Source organism: Brevundimonas sp. Leaf280, from assembly GCF_001422455.1.
In the GTDB taxonomy this organism is placed as follows: Bacteria; Pseudomonadota; Alphaproteobacteria; order Caulobacterales; family Caulobacteraceae; genus Brevundimonas.
Map to the genome: position 1 here is coordinate 58197 of NZ_LMNC01000005.1, position 18302 is coordinate 76498.

Annotated in this window: 18 protein-coding genes; 13 read left to right on the top strand and 5 right to left on the bottom strand. The window is 66.1% G+C overall.

The window, feature by feature from the left end:
* Window positions 1–6: 6 nt before the first annotated feature.
* From ASF31_RS10070 to ftsY, 3 genes are all read right to left on the bottom strand, one after another.
* Complete coding sequence (locus ASF31_RS10070) at window positions 7–621, bottom strand: MarR family winged helix-turn-helix transcriptional regulator (protein ID WP_055754532.1); 615 nt, start codon at window positions 619–621, stop codon at window positions 7–9.
* A gap of 98 nt (window positions 622–719) precedes the next feature.
* A complete protein-coding gene (locus tag ASF31_RS10075) occupies window positions 720–1340 on the bottom strand; it encodes an inner membrane-spanning protein YciB (protein WP_055754533.1) in 621 nt (206 codons plus the stop codon).
* 1 nt (window position 1341) lies between these two features.
* Entirely contained in the window at window positions 1342–2277 is a 936-nt protein-coding gene (gene ftsY, locus ASF31_RS10080) for a signal recognition particle-docking protein FtsY (RefSeq protein ID WP_055754534.1), read from the bottom strand.
* 498 nt (window positions 2278–2775) lie between these two features.
* On the opposite strand from ftsY, the gene ASF31_RS10085 reads away from it, so the two are divergent.
* From ASF31_RS10085 to ASF31_RS10105, 5 genes are all read left to right on the top strand, one after another.
* Complete coding sequence (locus tag ASF31_RS10085; protein WP_055754535.1) at window positions 2776–2988, top strand: ParD-like family protein; 213 nt, start codon at window positions 2776–2778, stop codon at window positions 2986–2988.
* On the top strand, window positions 2985–3752 hold the full coding sequence (gene map / locus ASF31_RS10090; protein WP_055754536.1) for a type I methionyl aminopeptidase: 768 nt from the start codon (window positions 2985–2987) through the stop codon (window positions 3750–3752). The genes ASF31_RS10085 and map overlap by 4 nt, the downstream gene beginning before the upstream one ends.
* Window positions 3753–3840: 88 nt before the next feature.
* A complete protein-coding gene (locus ASF31_RS10095; protein ID WP_055754692.1) occupies window positions 3841–5880 on the top strand; it encodes an NAD(+) synthase in 2040 nt (679 codons plus the stop codon).
* 150 nt (window positions 5881–6030) lie between these two features.
* A complete protein-coding gene (locus tag ASF31_RS10100; RefSeq protein WP_055754537.1) occupies window positions 6031–6255 on the top strand; it encodes an alkylphosphonate utilization protein in 225 nt (74 codons plus the stop codon).
* Window positions 6256–6312: 57 nt separating this feature from the next.
* Window positions 6313–7440 carry a GTP-binding protein gene (locus ASF31_RS10105; RefSeq protein ID WP_055754538.1) on the top strand — a complete coding sequence of 376 codons (1128 nt, stop codon included), beginning with the start codon at window positions 6313–6315 and terminating at the stop codon, window positions 7438–7440.
* Window positions 7441–7504: 64 nt separating this feature from the next.
* Here the strand turns inward: ASF31_RS10105 and ASF31_RS10110 are convergent, their stop codons facing one another.
* Both ASF31_RS10110 and ASF31_RS10115 read right to left on the bottom strand, forming a co-directional pair.
* Complete coding sequence (locus ASF31_RS10110) at window positions 7505–8596, bottom strand: deoxyhypusine synthase (protein WP_200918614.1); 1092 nt, start codon at window positions 8594–8596, stop codon at window positions 7505–7507.
* Between the two features lie 153 nt (window positions 8597–8749).
* Complete coding sequence (locus ASF31_RS10115; protein WP_055754540.1) at window positions 8750–10015, bottom strand: type III PLP-dependent enzyme; 1266 nt, start codon at window positions 10013–10015, stop codon at window positions 8750–8752.
* Between the two features lie 259 nt (window positions 10016–10274).
* On the opposite strand from ASF31_RS10115, the gene ASF31_RS10120 reads away from it, so the two are divergent.
* The 8 genes from ASF31_RS10120 to ASF31_RS10155 all read left to right on the top strand — a co-directional run bounded on the left by ASF31_RS10120 (window position 10275) and on the right by ASF31_RS10155 (window position 18290).
* Window positions 10275–11474, top strand: coding sequence for a DUF2254 domain-containing protein (locus ASF31_RS10120; RefSeq protein ID WP_235551310.1), 1200 nt, complete (start codon window positions 10275–10277; stop codon window positions 11472–11474).
* Between the two features lie 106 nt (window positions 11475–11580).
* Entirely contained in the window at window positions 11581–12390 is an 810-nt protein-coding gene (phnC, locus tag ASF31_RS10125) for a phosphonate ABC transporter ATP-binding protein (RefSeq protein ID WP_055754542.1), read from the top strand.
* On the top strand, window positions 12387–13403 hold the full coding sequence (phnD, locus tag ASF31_RS10130; RefSeq protein ID WP_055754543.1) for a phosphate/phosphite/phosphonate ABC transporter substrate-binding protein: 1017 nt from the start codon (window positions 12387–12389) through the stop codon (window positions 13401–13403). Before phnC ends, phnD begins: the two co-directional genes overlap by 4 nt.
* Window positions 13400–14212, top strand: a complete 813-nt coding sequence (phnE, locus tag ASF31_RS10135) for a phosphonate ABC transporter, permease protein PhnE (protein WP_045809538.1) — start codon at window positions 13400–13402, stop codon at window positions 14210–14212. Before phnD ends, phnE begins: the two co-directional genes overlap by 4 nt.
* 79 nt (window positions 14213–14291) lie before the next feature.
* The gene (locus ASF31_RS10140; RefSeq protein WP_055754544.1) at window positions 14292–15359 is read left to right on the top strand and encodes a substrate-binding domain-containing protein; all 1068 of its coding nucleotides are present in this window, start codon (window positions 14292–14294) and stop codon (window positions 15357–15359) included.
* An 83-nt stretch (window positions 15360–15442) separates the two neighbouring features.
* Entirely contained in the window at window positions 15443–16321 is an 879-nt protein-coding gene (gene galU, locus ASF31_RS10145; protein ID WP_055754545.1) for a UTP--glucose-1-phosphate uridylyltransferase GalU, read from the top strand.
* Between the two features lie 101 nt (window positions 16322–16422).
* Entirely contained in the window at window positions 16423–17220 is a 798-nt protein-coding gene (locus ASF31_RS10150; RefSeq protein ID WP_162233964.1) for an enoyl-ACP reductase, read from the top strand.
* Window positions 17221–17291: 71 nt separating this feature from the next.
* Window positions 17292–18290, top strand: coding sequence for a benzoate/H(+) symporter BenE family transporter (locus ASF31_RS10155; RefSeq protein ID WP_235551311.1), 999 nt, complete (start codon window positions 17292–17294; stop codon window positions 18288–18290).
* The last annotated feature ends 12 nt before the right edge of the window (window positions 18291–18302 follow it).

Sequence of the window (18302 nt, forward strand, 5' to 3'; positions counted from 1 at the left end):
TCAGTCTCAGGCCGTCTCGACGACCTTGAGCTTGGGCTTCTTGACCTTGGCGGGCTTGGTCGGGCGGTCGGCCTTCTTGGCGGCTTTCTCGGCCTTCTTGGCTTCTTTCTCGACCGCCTTCAGCGCCTTCTTGGCGGCCTTGGCCTCAGCCTTTGCGGCGTCAGGGGCGGCGTCGGCGGCGGCGGCCAGATCGGCCAGCTGATTGAGGAAGGTCTCGCGCTGCCCCTTGGGCAGCAGGGCCATGATCCGCTTGTCGGCGGCCTCGACCAGCGGCCGCGCGGCCTCCAGACGGGCGGCGCCCTCAGCCGACAGACGCACCGCCTTGGCGCGCGCGTCCAGAGTCGAGCGTTCCCGCTCCAGCAAGCCCTTGGTCGTCATGCGCGTGACCAGATCGGCCAGGGTCGAGCGGTCGATGCCGGTCATCCGCACCAGTTCAGTCTGGGTCAGACCGGCCTTGAGCGACACCGCCTCCAGCACCGCGAACTGGCGCTGGGTCAGGCCGTCGGCGCCGGTCTCCTCAGCATAGATGTCGAGCGCCAGCTGCAGGGCGCGGTGCATCAGGTGGCTAGGCGAGGTGGCCAGGGGCCCGACCTTCCTTGCCGCTTTTCCCGCCTTCACCATCGCGCCGCTCCCCTGAAGTTTCGTCCGAACACGTATCAGCTCTGCTTTACGATTTGACGGGGAAAGCGCGTCGGTTCCGTGACAGTTCCGCTTGGTCCCTAGAGCCCGGTATCAGGCGAGACCGGGGCCGGCTCCTCATCCTTGATCAGGTGCTTCATGATGAAGAAGACCTGCCAGACGCCGAACACGGCCGAGGCGATCCACAGGCCGCCGCGGAAGGCGACCCACGCATCATCGGACTGGGTGCGCCAGACGATCTCGTTGATTATGCAGACGGCCGCGAAATACAGGCCGTAACGCAGGGTCAGCCCGCGCCAGCCCGCGTCGGTGATGCGGATCGCCTCGCCCAGCAGATATTTGAACGGATAGCGGTTCAGCGGCAGCGATCCCAACAGCACGACCGCCAGCAAGCCGTTCTGGATCGACAGCTTGATCTTCAACAGGTTCGGATCGTGGAAGACGATGGTCAGCACGCCGAAGATCAAGGCGAAGCCGCCGGTCAGCAGCGGCAGGGGCGCCAGACGACGCTCGACCACATAGCCGACGATCAGGGCGATCAGCGAGGCGCCGACCAGGACCCACGTCGCCTGAACCAGGGCTTCCTGCCCGTCCAGACCGCGCGCGAACCGGTTGACCGCATAGGCGGCCATGAAGGCCACAAGCGCGCCGAAATCGACGGCCTGGCGGATGTTGGAAGCCTTTTTCGGCGTCTCGGTCATGTCAGTCTTCCAGTCCCACCAGCGAGCGGGAGAAGGCGCGGGCGTCGAACGGTTGCAGGTCCTCGACCCCTTCGCCGACGCCGATCAGCATCAGGGGGGCGTCGGACGCCTGGGCCACCGGCACCAGCACGCCGCCGCGCGCCGTGCCGTCCAGCTTGGTCATGACCACGCCGGTCACGAAGGCGGTCCGGCCGAAGATCTGTTCCTGAGCCAGGGCGTTGCGACCGACGGTGGCGTCCAGCACCAGCAGAGTGTCGTGCGGCGCTTCGGGATCGACCTTCTTCAGCACGCGGACGATCTTGAGCAGTTCGTCCATCAGGGCGGACTTGTTTTGCAGTCGGCCGGCGGTGTCGATCAGGACGACGTCATAGCCTTCGGCTCGCGCCTTGGTATAGGCGTCAAAGGCGAGGCCCGCGGCATCGGCGCCGTCGCGACGGCTTTCGAAGTCGGCGCCCGCGCGCTCGGCCCAGACCTTCAGCTGTTCGCGCGCGGCGGCGCGGAAGGTGTCGCCGGCGACGATCATCACCTTGGCGCCCTTGCCCGTCAGATCGGCGGCGATCTTGCCGAGCGTCGTGGTCTTGCCCGAACCGTTCACCCCGACGAACAGGACGACATAGGGCTTGGGGCCGGACAGGGGATCGAAGGTCGCTTGGCGCGGCGACAGTTCGGCGGCCACCGCCTCGGCCAGCGCCTCCTTGACCTCATGCTCCTGGGCGTCCTTGCCGAACTTCAGGCTGCGGAAGCGTTCGACGATGCGGGCGGAGGCGGCGGGGCCAAGATCGCTTTCCAGCAGATGCTCTTCCAGCTGCTCCAGCGAGGCCTCGGACAGGGGCTCCTTGACGAAGGTGGCGACGACCTGATCGGTCATCTGTTTGGAGGAGCGCGAGAGCCCAGCGGACAGGCGCTGGAACCAGCCCTTTTTCGGCGTGTCGTTCATGCCATGGCTTTAGCGGGGGCGAAGGCCAACGTCATCCGCATTCGCGAAGGTCGTCCGCGACGTTTCAGACGGTCGGCGACAAAAACACCGTCTAATTCGTCTAATTGGTCTGAAATCGAGACCTCCCTGTCAGCGTGAGCGCGAAGACGAGGATTATAGACCCTCGCAAAATCGACGATGGCGGAAGGCCGCTAGAAATCGGCAAGCCGTTGAAAGCGCGACGTTTGGAGCCTGCGGTTAGTCGTCATTTTTCTTTCGTCATCCTCCGGCAAGCCGCTTGCGGCGCAGACCGGGGGACCCAGCGGCGCCGAAGGCGATGCGTATGGTGGGCGAATGTTTGAAGCCTGACGTGCACGACAGGTTCGCGCTCACGCGCGCCCGCTGGATCCCCCGGTCGCTTCGCGCCGGGGGATGACGAAAGGGAGGACGTGCCTTCTTGCCTTTCTGAGGCGCGTTTAATATGCGCAACGTATACGTTTCATAAAGAGCGAGAGCATCATGGGCATCGTCAACATCGAGGACGAACTGCATGAGCAGCTGCGTCGGGCCGCCAAGGCGTCCTATCGATCGATCAACGCCCAGGCGGCGTTCTGGATCAGGATCGGCATGTTGTGCGAGACGCATCCGGGCGTGACGTTCCAGGAACTGGTGGCGCGCGAGTTGCGGGCGGCGGGCGTCGATGCGTCCGTCCCGACGGGCGCCGCCGCATGATCAAGACGCCGGCCGAGATTGCGCTGATGGCCGAAGCGGGGCGACTGCTGGCCTCGGTCTTCACCCATTTGGACGCGATGACCCTGGAGGGGTTGAGCACGCTGGAAATCGACCGACGGGTCGAGGGCTTCATCGTCGACGAGCTGAAGGCGCGGCCGGCCAGCAAGGGTCAGTATGGCTATGGCTTTGTACTGAACAGCTCGATCAACCAGGTCGTCTGCCACGGCGTGCCGGCGGCGGGCGATATCCTGAAGAGCGGCGACATCGTCAATCTGGACATCACGCTGGAGAAGGACGGCTTCATCGCCGATTCCTCCAAGACCTATCTTATCGGCTCGGCGGGACCGCAGGCCCGGCGGCTGGTGTGCACCACCTATGAGGCGATGTGGAAGGGCATTCAGGCGGTGCGCCCGGGCGCGAAACTGGGCGACATCGGCTTCGCCATCGAAAAACACGCCAGGAAGGCCGGCTATTCGGTGGTGCGCGACTATTGCGGGCACGGCATCGGGCGCGAGATGCATGAAGAGCCGCAGGTGCTGCATTTCGGCAAGGCCGGGACCGGCGTAACCCTGCGCGAAGGCATGACCTTCACCATCGAACCGATGCTGAACCAGGGCGTGCGCACGGTCCTGACCGAGGACGACGGCTGGACCGTGGTCACCTCCGATGGAAAACTGTCGGCCCAGTTCGAACATACGGTGGCGGTGACGAAGGAGGGCGTGCGGGTCCTGACCCTGAGGCCGGACGAGAAGCGGGGCGCATAGGCGCGTGAAGGAGAGATTCCGTCCCTTCATCATTCGCGCCTATATGAAGGCCGACGACCGGCGCGGGCCGGGTGATGCGGACGATCCGATGGCTGATGCTCTGTTCCATTCTCCCAAGACCCACGGCTTCGTGCGCGTCGCGGCGGCGACGCCCGTCAGCCACGTGGGCGACCCTAGGGCGAACGGGCAAGAGCACGTCGCGCTGATCCGTCAGGCAGGCGAGCAGGGCGTGGACCTGATGGTGTTCCCCGAGCTGTCGCTTTCGGCCTACGCCATCGACGATCTGCATATGCAGGCGGCGCTGCTGGACGAGGTTGAGCGACAGATCGCCGTAGTGGCCGCAGCGACGGCCGAGGCGGATGTCGTGGCGGTGGTCGGGGCGCCGATCCGCAACGGCGACGCCCTGTATAATTGCGCGGTGGTGATCGGGTCCGGCGAGGTTCTGGGCGTTGTGCCCAAGACCTATCTGCCCAACTACCGCGAATACTATGAGAAACGCTGGTTCGCGCCGGCGACGGCGCGCGCCGAGGACGTGATCGCTTTGAACGGCGAGACGGTGGACTTCGCGCCGGGCCTGTTGTTCGAGGCCGTCAATCGGCCGGGCTTCGTCTTCTCGGTCGAGATCTGTGAGGACTATTGGGCGCCGCTGCCGCCCTCGACGCGGGCGGCGCTGGCGGGGGCGCGGATCCTGCTGAACCTGTCGGCGTCCAACATCGTCATCGGCAAGGCGGACGAGCGGGCGATGCTGAGCGCCAGCCATTCGGCCCGCACCCTGTCGGCCTATGTCTTCGCCGCCTCTGGCTGGGGCGAGAGCACCACCGACCTGGCCTGGGACGGGCAGGCGACGATCCACGAACTGGGGTCCAAGCTGGCCGAGGGCGAGCGGTTCGCCTTGGACAGCCACCTGACGATCGCCGACGTGGACGTGGACCGGATCGGGCTGGATCGTCTGCGCAACGGCACCTTCGCCGAATGTGCGAGAAACGAAGGCGAGCCGGCGGCGGTCGTGCCCTTCATGGCGCGCCAGGACCATGAGGCCAGCGAGCTGATTCGGCCTCTGGACCGGTTCCCCTTCGTGCCCGACGACGCCGGGCGGCTGGATCAGGACTGCTACGAGGCGTTCAACATCCAGGTCCAAGGGCTGATGCGCCGCATGACGGCGACAGGCGCGAAGTCGCTGGTGATCGGCGTGTCGGGCGGGCTGGATTCGACCCAGGCCCTGCTGGTGGCCTGTCGCGCCTTCGACCGGCTGGATCTGCCGAGGACAGACATCCTGGGCTTCACCATGCCGGGGTTTGCGACCTCGGACGGGACCAAATCCAACGCCTGGGCGCTGATGACCGCGCTGGGCGTCACGGGCGCAGAGATCGACATTCGCCCCGCCGCCGAACAGATGTTCAAGGACATCGGCCACCCCTACGCAGAGGGTCAGCCGGTGCATGACATCACCTTCGAGAACGTGCAGGCGGGCCTCAGGACCGACTATCTGTTCCGGCTGGCGAACCAGCACAGGGCCTTCGTGCTGGGGACCGGGGACCTGTCGGAACTGGCGCTGGGTTGGGCCACATACGGCGTCGGCGACCATATGAGCCATTACAACGTCAACGGCGGGGTGGCGAAGACGTTGATCCGGCATCTGATCCGCTGGGTGGCGGCGGGCGACCTGATCGGCGCGGGCGCGAGAGAGACGCTGCACGCCATTCTGGACACCGAGATTTCGCCCGAGCTGGTGCCGGCCAAGGACGGGGTGATCCAGTCGACGGAAGGGACCGTCGGCCCCTATGCGCTGAACGACTTCTTCCTCTTTTACATCAGCCGGTTCGGGATGACGCCGTCCAAGGTGGCCTTCCTGGCGCATCAGGCCTGGGGCGATGCGGGCGCAGGGCATTGGCCGGCGAATACGCCGGACGACGAAAAGGTCGAATACGATCTGGCGACGATCAAGGGCTGGCTGAGGAAGTTCCTGATCCGCTTCTTCCAGACCGCCCAGTTCAAGCGCTCGGCCCTGCCGAACGGGCCCAAGGTCGTCACCGGCGGATCGCTGTCGCCGCGCGGCGACTGGCGCGCGCCGTCGGACGGCAATGCGAGGGTGTGGCTGGACGAGCTGGACGCGAACGTGCCGGACTGACCGTCTCCTCCCCGCTTTGCGGGGAGGTGGCTCGAAGCGTAGCGGAGAGACGGAGGGGCTCTTGGCTGTGTGGGTAGAAGAACCCCTCCACCACTTCGTGGTCCCCCTCCCCATTGCATGGGGAGGAGACGCGCCGCTAGAAGCTTGGCCATGACCGACGACGTGACCAAAGATTCCAACGGCAACATCCTGGCTGACGGCGACAGCGTGACCCTGATCAAGGATCTGAAGGTCAAGGGCTCGGGCGGGGTGACGCTGAAGCGCGGGACCCTGGTCAAGAACATCCGCCTGACCGGCGACACGGACGAGATCGAGGCCAATGTCGAGAAGGTGCGCGGCCTGGTCCTGCGCACCGAGTTCGTGAAGAAGGCCTAAGCCCCCTTTTCATCGGCCCCCTTTTCAAGCGCCGGTGCAGCCGCCATCTAGCGGCCTATGACAGACACCCTCGCCGCCCCCGCCTCGACCGCTTCCGCCAACAGCAAGATCCCCGTCACCGTCCTGACCGGCTATCTCGGTGCGGGCAAGACGACGCTGCTGAACCGGATCCTGACCGAGGATCACGGCAAGCGCTACGCTGTCATCGTCAACGAGTTCGGCGAGATCGGCATCGACAACGACCTGGTGGTCGGCGCCGACGAGGACGTGTTCGAGATGAACAACGGCTGCGTCTGCTGCACAGTGCGTGGCGACCTGATCCGCGTGGTCGCCGGCCTGATGAAGCGCCAGCGTCCCGGCAAGCCCGCCTTCGACGCCATCATAGTGGAGACGACGGGCCTGGCCGATCCCGGTCCGGTGGCCCAGACCTTCTTCGTGGACGAGGACGTCAAGGCCAAGACCCAGCTGGACAGCGTCACGACCCTGGTCGACGCCAAACATGTGATGGCGCGTCTGGACGACTCCAAGGAGGCGCGCGAGCAGGTGGCCTTCGCCGACCGGATCATCCTGAACAAGGTCGATCTGGCGACGGCGGACGAACTGGATGCGGTCGAGGCGCGTCTGAGGGCGCTGAACCCGCTGGCGCCCATAGTGCGCGCAGAACGCTCGAACGTGCCGCTGGATCAGGTGCTGGGCCTGCACGCCTTCGACCTGGAGCGAATCCTGGAGGTCAAGCCGGACTTCGTGAACCCGCCGCACGGCGCGGACGGCCATGTGCATGACGAGGCCTGCGGTCACGATCATGGGCATCATGACCATGATCACGGGCACGATCATCATCACCACGATCATGACCATTCGCACGGCGCGCGCGGCCATGCGCACCAGGACGACATCAAGGGCATCTCCCTGTCCTTGGACCGGCCGCTGGACGGGGCCAAGTTCACCGCCTGGCTGGACCGGTTGCTGGGCGAGCAGGGTCAGAACATCCTGCGCGCGAAGGGCATCATCGACGTCAAGGGCGAGAACCGCCGCTTGGTCTTTCAGGCCGTGCACATGATCCTGGAGGGCGATCTGCAACGCGAATGGGGCGCCGCCGAACGCCGCTGGAGCCGCGCCGTCTTCATCGGCCGCGATCTGGACGAAGCCGCGCTGAAGGCCGGCTTCGAGGCCTGCGCCGCCTGATCTCAAAGGTGGACTGCCAGACAAAAAAGGCCAGCGGAGCGATCCGCCGGCCTTTTTTCTTTGATCAGTCCTTCTCGAACAACTTGTTCCAGCGGCGCTTGTCGCGGGCCTTCCAGGCGCCGCGGTGGTAGGCGTCGGAGCCGATCAGGGGGACGACCGTGGTGGCCTCGGCGAAGACCATCTGTTCGTGGGTGGTCTGGACCTTGCCCCACGACGCGGCCTCTTTCAGCGTGGACGACGAGCAGGCGCCGTCGCGGACGTCGGCGACCGTGATCTGGACCGCATAGCGGTGCATCTCGGCCTCGACACCCAGGATTTCGGCGCAGACGACGGTGTCCTGGGCGAAGTTCTTGGGCACGCCGCCGCCGACCATGAACAGGCCGGTGACGCCGGCGGCGATCTTGATGTCGGTCAGTTCGCGGAAGTCGGCGATGGCGTCCAGCATCAGATAGGGCTGGCCTGCGGCCGCGCGTTCCTTCTGGTGCTTGACCAGGCCGAAACCGGCCGATGAATCGACGAAGGCCGGACAGAAAATCGGCACGCCCTCTTCATAGGCGGTCTGGATCAGCGAGCCGGGCTTCTTGGCGTTGCCCTCCGACAGCCATTTGCCCATTTCCCAGATGAACTCGCGGCTGGAATAGCCGCGCGGCTCCAGACGATTGGCGATCTCCAGGATGGTGTGGTCGCAGGCCTGGAGCTCTTCCTCGTCGATATAGGTGTCGTAAATCCGGTCGATGTAGTTGTCGCGCAGGACGTTGTCGTCCACCTCGCCGGCCGCCTGATAGTGTTTGAAGCCCAGGGCCTCGAAGAAATCCATGTCGACGATCGAGGCGCCGGTGGCGACGACGGCGTCGACCATGCCGAACTTCACCATGTCGCGGTAGACGTGCATGCAGCCGCCGGCCGAGGTCGAACCGGCCAGGATCAGCCAAGGCGAGCAGTCCTTGTCCTCAATGGCCATCGAGAAGATGTCGGCGGCGCGGGCGGTGTCGCGCGACGAGAAGGACATCTTGCGCATCGAGTCGATGATCGGGCGCGCATCGAAGCTGGTGATGTCGACGTGCTCGACGACATTCTGCAGCAGTTGGGCCTTGGCGTTGGACGAAACGGGTGCGTTCATTTCGGAGGTTTCCCTTTTGATTTGAGCGCCCGTCATGACCGTTGGGAACGTCGGGACGGAGCGACCGAGGTTCCTCATAGACCGTCACCCTCGGGCTTGTCCCGAGGGCCCATCTGTCGGTCGCACAATCCCTTGTCGGGACGTCAACCATGGGCCCTCGGGACAAGCCCGAGGGTGACGTTTAGTCTCTTATTTCCGGCGCGACTTGCGCTGACCGGCCTTACCCTTGGGGCGTGACAGACGCACGACCTTGCGGGCGTTCTCTTCCGCCGTGGTGCGCACGGTGGGGATGGAGCGCGGGGCCAGACCGTAGAGCGAAGCCATCGGGGCGTCCTCGACTGCGGCGATGTCGTGTTCGCCATAGCCGTTGAAGCCCGTCGACATGGCCACGCCATAAGCGCCCAGCATGCCGATCTCGATGAAGTCGCCTTCGCGCACATCGGCCGGCAGCCAGAAGGGTCCCGGCATATGGTCGATGGAATCGCAGGTCGGGCCGTAGAATTGAAACGCCTTAAGATCGCCCGCGCTTTCGCCATCCCGGACCAGCTTGGTCGGGAAGGGCCAGCGCGAGTGGGTCGCGTCGAACAGCGAGCCGTAGGAGCCGTCGTTCAGATAGAGGGCGTCGCCCTTGCGCAGGTCGACACGGGCCAGGATCGACGAGCTTTCGGCGACCAGCGCCCGGCCAGGCTCGCACCACAGCTCGGTCGTTTCCGACACCGGCATCTCGTTGAAGCCGCGATGGATGGCATCGGCGTATTCGCTCATGTCCGGCGGAACCATGCCCGGATAGACCGAGGGGAAGCCGCCGCCGACATCGACGATATCGACGATCACGCCCGCACGGCTGATCGATCGGCCGACCTGGGCCATGGCGGCCTGATAGGCGGTCGGGCGCATGCACTGGCTGCCGACGTGGAAGGAGACGCCCATCAGGCCGTCCTTGACCGCCTGGCGCGTCGCCATCAGCAGGGCCGGCGCCTGATCCGACGACACGCCAAACTTGCCCGACAGCGTATAGGCGGCGCCGTCGGCCGAGACGGCCATGCGCACGATCAGGTTCAGGTCGTCCGCGCCGCCGGTGGCGTCGAGGATCTTGTTCAGCTCGTCGATGCAGTCGAGCGAGAAGGTGCGCACGCCGTGATCGAAATAGGCCTTGGTGATTGCAGAGCGGCTCTTGACCGGATGCATGAAGGCCAGGCGCACGTCGTGGCTGACCGAGCGAACCAGCTCGATCTCGGCGATGGACGCCACGTCGAAGCCGCGAACGCCAGCCTCGATCAGGGTTTCAACGACCCAGCGCGAAGGGTTGGCCTTCACAGCGTAGAAGACGTCGGCCTTTAGATTATCCTGGAACCAGCGCGCCGCTACGGAAACCGAACGCGGCCGCACGAGGGCGACGGGACGTTCAGGGGACCGCTCACGGACCAGGTCCAGGGGAAGCTGATACGTGCGCAATTCACGTAACCCCCTGCTAATTGTTAAACCCAGACCGGCGTTAGCGGCGCAGACAGGACCTACGGGGTCCGCCGGAGAGCGCGATATGGGGACGCGCGACTGTCATGTAAAGAGGTTTTTTCGTGGCGGGGCTTAGGTTTGGCTGTCACAAATCCGGCCTGCGCCCTCCACGACACGATCCGACGGCAACCTTGACCGTTCTGCGCCGTTGCGATGCTCGGAGGGTTTGATGAATCGATGGCTGTTTTTTTGGCGCAAAATGCGGCGTCAGCTGTGGGTGCGCGCCACGGCCTATGCGGTCGCGGGCGTCGCCGCAGCCTTGCTGGCCGCCGCCCTGGCCCCTTGGGTGCCACAGGAGATGGCCGAGCGTCTGGGCGGCGAGTCTGTGGAATCGATCCTGACGATCCTGGCGTCCAGCCTATTGGGCGTGGCGACCTTTTCGGTCGGCGCCATGGTCACGGCCTATACGTCGGTGTCGTCGGCGGCCAGTCCGCGCGTGGCGGCTCTGGTCACCAGCGATGACGAGACCCAGAAGTCGCTGGCGACCTTCGTCGGCGCCTTCCTGTACGCCATCGTCGCCGTCACCGCGATCAACGCCCATTATTACGGACAGAACGGTCGGGCGATCCTGTTCCTGATCAGCCTGGCCATGGTGGGTCTGGTGGCGTTTCGCCTCCTAGCCTGGATCAACCGCCTGTCCAGCCTGGCGCGGGTCGGTCACATGATCGATCTGGTCGAGGCCCGGGCGTGCGAGGCGCTGGAACAGCGGCGCGACAATCCGTTTTTGGGCGGGCGCGGGGGCCATCTGCAAAACGGCGCGGACGTGACGGCGCCGGAAACAGGCTATGTTCAGAACGTCGATCCCGATCGCCTACAGGCCATGGCCGAAAAGCGGGATTGCCATGTCGAGGTGGTCGCTGCGCCGGGCGCCTTCGTGCGACGCGGGGAGGTCCTCGCCCGGGTCAGCCTGCCGGCCTGCGACAAAGAGGCCCAGGACGCCTTCTGCTCCGCCTTCGCGATCGGAGACTCGCGCTCCTATGATCAAGACCCTCGCTTCGGCCTGATCGTTCTGGGCGAGATCGCCGCCAAGGCTCTGTCGCCTGGTATCAACGATCCCGGAACGGCCATTCAGGTGGTGTCGACCGGCGTGAGGTTGATGGACATCTGGGCCCGAGACGGCGCGGAAGACGAGAAGCGGACCCTGCGAGATCGCCTGATGATGCCGGGCGTCTCCGAAGACGATCTGCTCGACGATCTGTTCGGCCCGATCGCCCGTTACGGGGCCGGCGACGTTGCGGTCGCCATCAGACTGCAAAAAGGCTTGAGGGCGCTGGCCTCGATCCCTTGTCTGGCCGCAACAGTCCGGACGATGGCCGATCAGGCGCTTGAGCGATCGCGCGCCGCCTTGCCGATTCCGGCGGACTACGCCCGGGTGAAGGGTGCGGCAGAAGGCTCCTGAACGGCTCGGGTCTGGACGAGATTGCGCCCGACGTGCGATTAGGACTTGCCCGAGCGCGATTTCAGCTTATTGCGGCGCCCCTTCGCCATAGCCTCCTAGCGAGTTCATGAGTTCATCCGCAGCCGCCGCCGCCCCTGGGCTAGTCCTGGCGCGTGACGTGTCGAAGACCTTCGGATCGCGAAAGGCGCTGGACGGCGTCTCGATTTCCGTCGCCTCCGGCGAAATGGTCGCCCTGATCGGTCCGTCCGGTTCGGGCAAGTCCACCCTGCTCCGCTCCATCACCGGCCTGCAGTCGATCGACGCCGGCGCCGGCACGATCCAGGTGTTCGGCGAGACCGTGCAGAAGGACGGCCGGGTCACCGGCGCCGTGCGCAAGGCGCGCGGCAAGCTGGGCATGATCTTCCAACAGTTCAATCTGGTCGGGCGACTGAGCCTGTTCTCCAACGTCATGCTGGGCGCGCTGGGCCGTCTGCCCGGATGGAAGGGCCTTCTGGGCCTGTGGCCCCAGGCGGACAAGGACAAGGCCATGGCGGCCCTGCACCGCGTCGGCGTCAGCGACTACGCCGCCCAGCGCGCCAACACCCTGTCCGGCGGCCAACAGCAGCGCGGCGCCATCGCCCGCGCCATCGTGCAGGGCGCCAAGGCCATCCTGGCCGACGAGCCCGTCGCCTCGCTGGACCCCGTGTCCGCCCGCAAGGTGATGGAATTGCTGGTCGAGCTGAACAAGCGCGACGGCATGGGGGTGATCGTCACCCTGCACCAGGTCGACTACGCCATCCGCTATTGCGACCGCGTCATCGCCCTGCAGGGCGGCAAGATCGTCTATGACGGTCCGTCAACGGCGCTGGACCAACAGCGTCTGATCGAAATCTACGGTCCCGAGTTCGAGGACGCGTTCTGGGAGACCAAGGCATGAGCCTGTCGCGCATTTCCCCCACCCGCCGTCTAATCGCTGCGGCCGGCGCCGCCGTCATGATCCTGGGCCTGGCGGCCTGCGGCGGCGGCGAGGACAAGAAGGCTGCGGGCGGCGCGCCCAGCGAGATCACTTTCTCGATCCTGTCCGCCGAAGGCCAAGCCTCGGCCGGCCCGCTGTGGCAGCCGCTGCTGGACGACATGTCCAAGGCCATCGGCGTGCCGGTGAAGCCCTATTTCGGTTCGAACTACACCGTCCTGGTCGAGGCCATGCGCGGCAACCACACCCAGGTGGGCTGGTTCTCGGCCAAGCCTGAGGTCGAGGCCATCGATCGCGCCAAGGCCGAAGTCATCGCCCGCACCGTCAACCGCGAGGGTCTGGACAGCTATCAGTCGACCCTGATCGTCAAGAAGGGATCGGGCATCACGCTGGATCAGGTCATGGCGTGCGGCAAGAAGTACAACTTCGGCATCGGCGACGCCCAGTCGACTTCGGGCACCCTGGCCCCGCTGACCTTCCTGTTCAATCCGCGCGGCGTGGTCCCCAGCCAGTGCTTCAAGACCGTGCGCTCGGCGAACCACCAGGCCAACGCCTTCGGCGTGGCGACCGGCGTGATCGACGTGGCGACCTCCAACAGCGTGAACACCATCTTCATGCGCAAGGAGAACCCGCAGCTGGCCGGCCAGATCGAGGAAATCTGGACCTCGCCGCCGATCCCCGAGAGCGGCATCGTCGTGCGCGAGGACCTGGATCCTGCGCTGAAGGAAAAGATCCGCAGCTTCTTCCTGACCTATGGCCAGGGCGAAGGCGCCGAGGCCGAGCGGCAGCGTAAGGTTCTGGCGGACCTGGAATATTCCCGCTTCACCGCCGCCGACGACAGCTATCTGGACCCGATCCGCGAGATGATCGCCGACCAGAAACTGGGCGAGGCCCGCGCCAAGGGCGATACGGCCGCCGCCGCCGCCGCCGAGCGCGAGCTTCAACGCCTGCGCAGCCTGCGTGAGGTCCGGCCTTGACCGCAGTCGCGTCTCCCGCCGTCGCGATTCCGGCGGCGCCCAAGAAGTCCGCCCTCGCCTGGGTCGCCGACGTCCTGGTCTGGGGCGGCGTCGCCGCCGTCCTGCTGTACAGCATTGACGCCGTCGATCTGGGCAACATCTCGCGTCTGTTCGCCGGCAATGACAGTACTCAGCTGTTCGTCCACGACCTGCTGCGTCCCGACTTCAGCGACTGGAAGATGTTCGTCGCCAAGATGTGGGAGACGGTGCAGATCGCCCTGTGGGGCACCTTCCTGGCCGTGATTCTGGGTATCCCGCTGGGTCTGGCGGCGGCGCGCAACATCGCGCCCGTCTGGGTCGTGACGCCGGTGCGCTGGATCATGAACCTGCTGCGTTCGGTGCCGGATCTGGTGATCGGCCTGCTGTTCGTCACCGCCGTGGGCCTGGGGCCTCTGGCGGGCGTCCTGGCCATCACCTTGAACACGGCCGGGGTTCTGGCCAAGCTGTTCTCGGAAGCGGTCGAGTCGATCGACAAGGGTCCGGTCGAGGGCGTGCGCGCCACCGGCGCCGGCAAGCTGCACGAGATCGTCTGGGGCGTCCTGCCTCAGGTCGCGCCGCTGTGGACCTCGTTCGCCCTGTACCGTTTTGAGTCCAACAGCCGGTCCGCGACCGTGCTGGGTCTGATCGGCGCGGGCGGCATCGGCCAGGTGCTGTTCGACAGCATGAACGCCTTCGATTTCCGCGCCGTCTCGGCCATCGTGATCGTCGTCGTGGTCGCCGTGACCCTGATCGACACCCTGTCGCAGGTGATGCGCCGCCGCCTGCTGTAGCGGCGGCGGTCCCCTTCGCGGGACTGTCATAATCCTCTGCTCTAAGCATCGCGAAATCGATGCTCAGGGAGAGCCTTGGATGATCCGCACACTGAAACTGGCGGCTTCGGCCGCCGCCCTTCTGGCCCTGGTGGCCTGTGGCGACAACGGCGGCGGCGGCTCCGCCTCCGGCGCGCGCTCCGGCATCTGGGCGGCCGGTTCGTCGACCGTCTTCCCCTTCGCCACGCGGGTCGCCGAGACCTTCGCGCGCGGTTCGGGCGGCGCGGCCCCGCGTGTCGAATCGCTGGGCACCGGCGGCGGCATTCAGGCCTTCTGCCAGGGCGTCGGCCCGACCACCCCGGACATCGCCAACGCCTCGCGTCAGATGAAGCAGTCCGAGTTCGACCTGTGCGCCAAGAACGGCGTCACCGACATCGTCGAGATCAAAATCGGCTTCGACGGCATCGTCATCGCCACGGCCCGTAACGGCAACGGCTTCAACTTCGAACTGAATGACCTCTACGAAGGCTTGGCCAAGGAAGTGCCGGGCGCCAACGGTCAGTTCGTCGCCAATCCGGCCAAGACCTGGAACCAGGTCAACGCCGGCCTGCCGAACCAGCGCATCCAAGTCTATGGCCCGCCGCCCACCTCGGGCACGCGCGACGCCTTCCTGGAGCTGGGCATGACGCCGGGCGCCAAGCTGGTGCCGGCGGTCAAGGCGATCGAAGGCGACAAGGACCGGTTTGAAGGCATCGCCCACACCCTGCGCGAGGACGGCGCCTGGATCGATTCCGGCGAGAACGACAACGCCATCGTCCAGACCCTGACCCGCACGCCGGGTTCGCTGGGCGTGTTCGGCTATTCGTTCCTGGAACAGAACCTGGACACGGTGAAGGCCGAGACCATCGACGGCGTGGCCCCGACCGCCGACACCATCGCCAGCGGTGAATACCCGCTGTCGCGCAGCCTCTACATCTATGTGAAGAAGGCCCATATCGGCGTCATTCCGGGCCTGCAGCAGTTCGTGCAGGAGTTCCTGTCGGAAGGCGCCGCCGGCAAGGGCGGCTATCTGGCCGACCGCGGCCTGATCCCGCTGCCGGAAGACCAATTGCTGGCCCAGCGCGCGACCATCGCCGCCATGACGCCGATGGCCCGCCCCGCCAAGTAAGGGGGAACCCGACCGCCGTTCCGCCCCTTCTTTCGCCGGTCCGCACCGGTTAGAAGGGGCGGGATAGCTGTCAGGATGATTTGATGACCACAACGCCCGCGCGCCTGCGCAAGGCCGTACTGCCCGTCGCGGGCCTCGGCACCCGGGTCCTGCCCGGCACCAAGACGACCCCCAAGGAACTGCTGAACGTCGTCGACCGGCCAATCCTGTCCTACATCGTCGAAGAGGCGCGCGAGGCCGGGATCGAGCACATCGTCTTCGTCACCGGCCGCTCCAAGGGCGCCATCGAGGACTATTTCGATCACCAGATCGAGCTGGAAGCCCAGCTTCTGGCCAAGGGCAAGACCGACATCCTGGAGATGATGAACGCCGAACTGGCCTCGGCCGGGGAGATGAGCTTCACCCGCCAGATGCAGCCCAAGGGCCTGGGCCACGCCGTCTGGTGCGCGCGCGACATCATCGGCCACGAGCCGTTCGCCGTCATCCTGCCCGACGTCATCGTGGATTCTCAGCCCGGCGCCCTGAAGCAGTTGGCCGAGGTTTATGCCGAGACCGGCGGCAACATCATCGGCGTGGAATCCGTCCCGGAAGATCAGACCCACAAATACGGCATCGTCGATCCGGTCAGCCGCGACGGTTCGCGCATCGTCATGAAGGGCATGGTCGAAAAACCCGCGGCTGGAACCGCGCCGTCCAACCTGTCGATCTCGGGCCGTTACATCCTGCAGCCGGAAATCTTCGACCTGTTGGCGACGCAGGAAAAGGGCGCGGGCGGCGAGATTCAGCTGACCGACGCCATGGCGCGACTGATGACGGACCAGAGCTTCACCGCCGTCGAATATGCGGGCGTCACACACGACTGCGGCGACAAGATCGGCCTGCTGCGCGCCAACGTCGCCCTGGCCCTGAAACGCCCCGACCTGGGCGATGCGGCCCGCCAAGCGATCGCGGGCCTGCTCTGACGCTAGGGAAGGCGGCGGGGGTTCCGGTTTACGCCCGCCCCTGCTAACCCTCCGCGCAAATCATCAGGAGACGAACCATGGCGACTTCCGAAGGCTGGGACATGCCGACCGGCGACCTCATGAAGGGCAAGAAGGGCCTGATCATGGGCGTGGCCAACTCCAGCTCCATCGCCTGGGGCATCGCCTCGCAGCTGGCGGCCCAGGGCGCGGAACTGGCCTTCACCTATCTGGGCGAGAGCCTGGAGCGCCGGGTGCGTCCCTTGGCGGAAAGCGTCGGCGCCAAGCTGCTGATCCCCGCCGACGTCACCAACGACGCCTCGATGGACGCCGCCTTCGCCGAGCTGGAAAAGACCTTCGGCACGATCGACTTCGTCGTCCATTCGGTGGCCTTCGCCAACAAGGACGAGTTGAAGGGCAGCTTCGTGGACAACACCACGCGCGACAGCTTCCTTCTGGCCATGAACATCTCGGCCTTCAGCTTCGTGGACGTGTCCAAGCGCGCGGCCAAGCTGATGCCGAACGGCGGCAGCCTGATCACCCTGACCTACCTCGGGTCGGAACGGGTCATCCCGAACTACAACACCATGGGCGTAGCCAAGGCGGCGCTGGAGGCGGCTACGCGCTATATTGCGCGCGACCTGGGTCCCAAGAACATCCGCGTCAACGCCATCTCGGCCGGCGCCATGCGCACCCTGTCGCTGGCCGGCATCTCGGGCGGGCGCGGCTTGCACTCCAAGTCGGCGCAGTTCTCTCTGATCAAGGAAGAGACCTCGATGGAGGGCGTCGCGGGCGCGGCCCTGTGGCTGTGTTCGGACCTGGGCCGTTCGACCACGGGCGAAGTCGTCCACGTCGATGCCGGCTTCCACGCCGTGGGCCTGCCGGAAGACATCGAAGGTTGATCGGGGAAGGTTGATCGGGGAAGCCTGATCCGGCTCTTCCTGCGTCCAAGGTGACGGTTTAAGGCCGGGGCATGACTGCTCCGGCCTTTTCTATGCGCGCCCTGCCCGCCTCGGCCTTTTCGTCCGCCGCCGTGGCGACGGTGATCGGATTTGGCGGGACGGCCGCCCTGGTGGTTCAGGCGGGCCAGGCCTTGGGCGCGGACGCGGGCCAGATCGGGTCGATGGTGACGGCTTTGTGCCTCGGCATCGGGGCGCCTGGCGCCTTTCTAACCTGGCGGCTGAAGATCCCCGTCGTTCTGGCCTGGTCCACGCCCGGGGCGGCCCTGCTGGCGGCCTCGACCCTGGGCCTGTCGTGGCCGACGGCGATTGGCGCCTTCGTCTTCGCCGCCCTGCTGATGATCCTGACCGGCTTGATCCCGGTGCTGGGGCGGCTGGCGGCGCGGATCCCGGCGGCCATCGCCTCGGCCATGCTGGCGGGGGTGCTGCTGCCCTTCGTGCTGAGACTGTTCAAGATCGTGCCGGACGAGACGGCCTTGGTCGTCGGGCTGATCGCGGCTTTCCTGATCTTCCGACGTCTGTGGCCGACCTGGGCCTTGCCCGCCGTGCTGGCGGCGGCTTTTGCGGTGCTGGCGATGCGGGGGCAGTTGGCGCTGCCCGCAGGGACCGGCCTGTTCGGCCATCTGGAGCCGGTCGCGCCCGTCTTCGACTGGAAGGCGGCGATCTGCACCGGGCCGGACGCCCATCCCGACCCCGCCAGGCGCTGGATCGTGGGCGTGATCTACGGCGGTCTTTATCTAGTCGTGGCTCTGTTCGCCGCGCCGCTGGCCGGACTGTTTATCGCCATGCCGACAGCCGTGCTGGCGGCGGTGACAGGTCTGGCGCTGATCGCGCCGCTGACGGGCGCGCTCCAGACAATGATAACGGAGGTCGGATCGCGCGAGGCGGCCGTGCTGACGTTTGCGGCGACGGCGTCAGGCCTCACCCTCTTCGGCGTCGGATCGGCCTTCTGGGGTCTGGTCGTTGGGTTTGCGGCGCTGGCCGCGATGCGCTGGATCAGACCGCCGGCCTGATCCAGCTGAGGG

Coding starts and splice junctions, on each gene's coding strand:
- ASF31_RS10155 (WP_235551311.1), top strand. CDS start 17,292: ATGACTGCTCCGGCCTTTTCTATGCGCGCCCTGCCCGCCTCGGCCTTT.
- ftsY (WP_055754534.1), bottom strand. CDS start 2,277: ATGAACGACACGCCGAAAAAGGGCTGGTTCCAGCGCCTGTCCGCTGGG.
- ASF31_RS10075 (WP_055754533.1), bottom strand. CDS start 1,340: ATGACCGAGACGCCGAAAAAGGCTTCCAACATCCGCCAGGCCGTCGAT.
- ASF31_RS10070 (WP_055754532.1), bottom strand. CDS start 621: ATGGTGAAGGCGGGAAAAGCGGCAAGGAAGGTCGGGCCCCTGGCCACC.
- ASF31_RS10150 (WP_162233964.1), top strand. CDS start 16,423: ATGCCGACCGGCGACCTCATGAAGGGCAAGAAGGGCCTGATCATGGGC.
- ASF31_RS10110 (WP_200918614.1), bottom strand. CDS start 8,596: ATGACGGGCGCTCAAATCAAAAGGGAAACCTCCGAAATGAACGCACCC.
- map (WP_055754536.1), top strand. CDS start 2,985: ATGATCAAGACGCCGGCCGAGATTGCGCTGATGGCCGAAGCGGGGCGA.
- ASF31_RS10085 (WP_055754535.1), top strand. CDS start 2,776: ATGGGCATCGTCAACATCGAGGACGAACTGCATGAGCAGCTGCGTCGG.
- ASF31_RS10120 (WP_235551310.1), top strand. CDS start 10,275: ATGCGGCGTCAGCTGTGGGTGCGCGCCACGGCCTATGCGGTCGCGGGC.
- ASF31_RS10100 (WP_055754537.1), top strand. CDS start 6,031: ATGACCGACGACGTGACCAAAGATTCCAACGGCAACATCCTGGCTGAC.
- ASF31_RS10105 (WP_055754538.1), top strand. CDS start 6,313: ATGACAGACACCCTCGCCGCCCCCGCCTCGACCGCTTCCGCCAACAGC.
- phnC (WP_055754542.1), top strand. CDS start 11,581: ATGAGTTCATCCGCAGCCGCCGCCGCCCCTGGGCTAGTCCTGGCGCGT.
- phnD (WP_055754543.1), top strand. CDS start 12,387: ATGAGCCTGTCGCGCATTTCCCCCACCCGCCGTCTAATCGCTGCGGCC.
- ASF31_RS10095 (WP_055754692.1), top strand. CDS start 3,841: ATGGCTGATGCTCTGTTCCATTCTCCCAAGACCCACGGCTTCGTGCGC.
- galU (WP_055754545.1), top strand. CDS start 15,443: ATGACCACAACGCCCGCGCGCCTGCGCAAGGCCGTACTGCCCGTCGCG.
- ASF31_RS10140 (WP_055754544.1), top strand. CDS start 14,292: ATGATCCGCACACTGAAACTGGCGGCTTCGGCCGCCGCCCTTCTGGCC.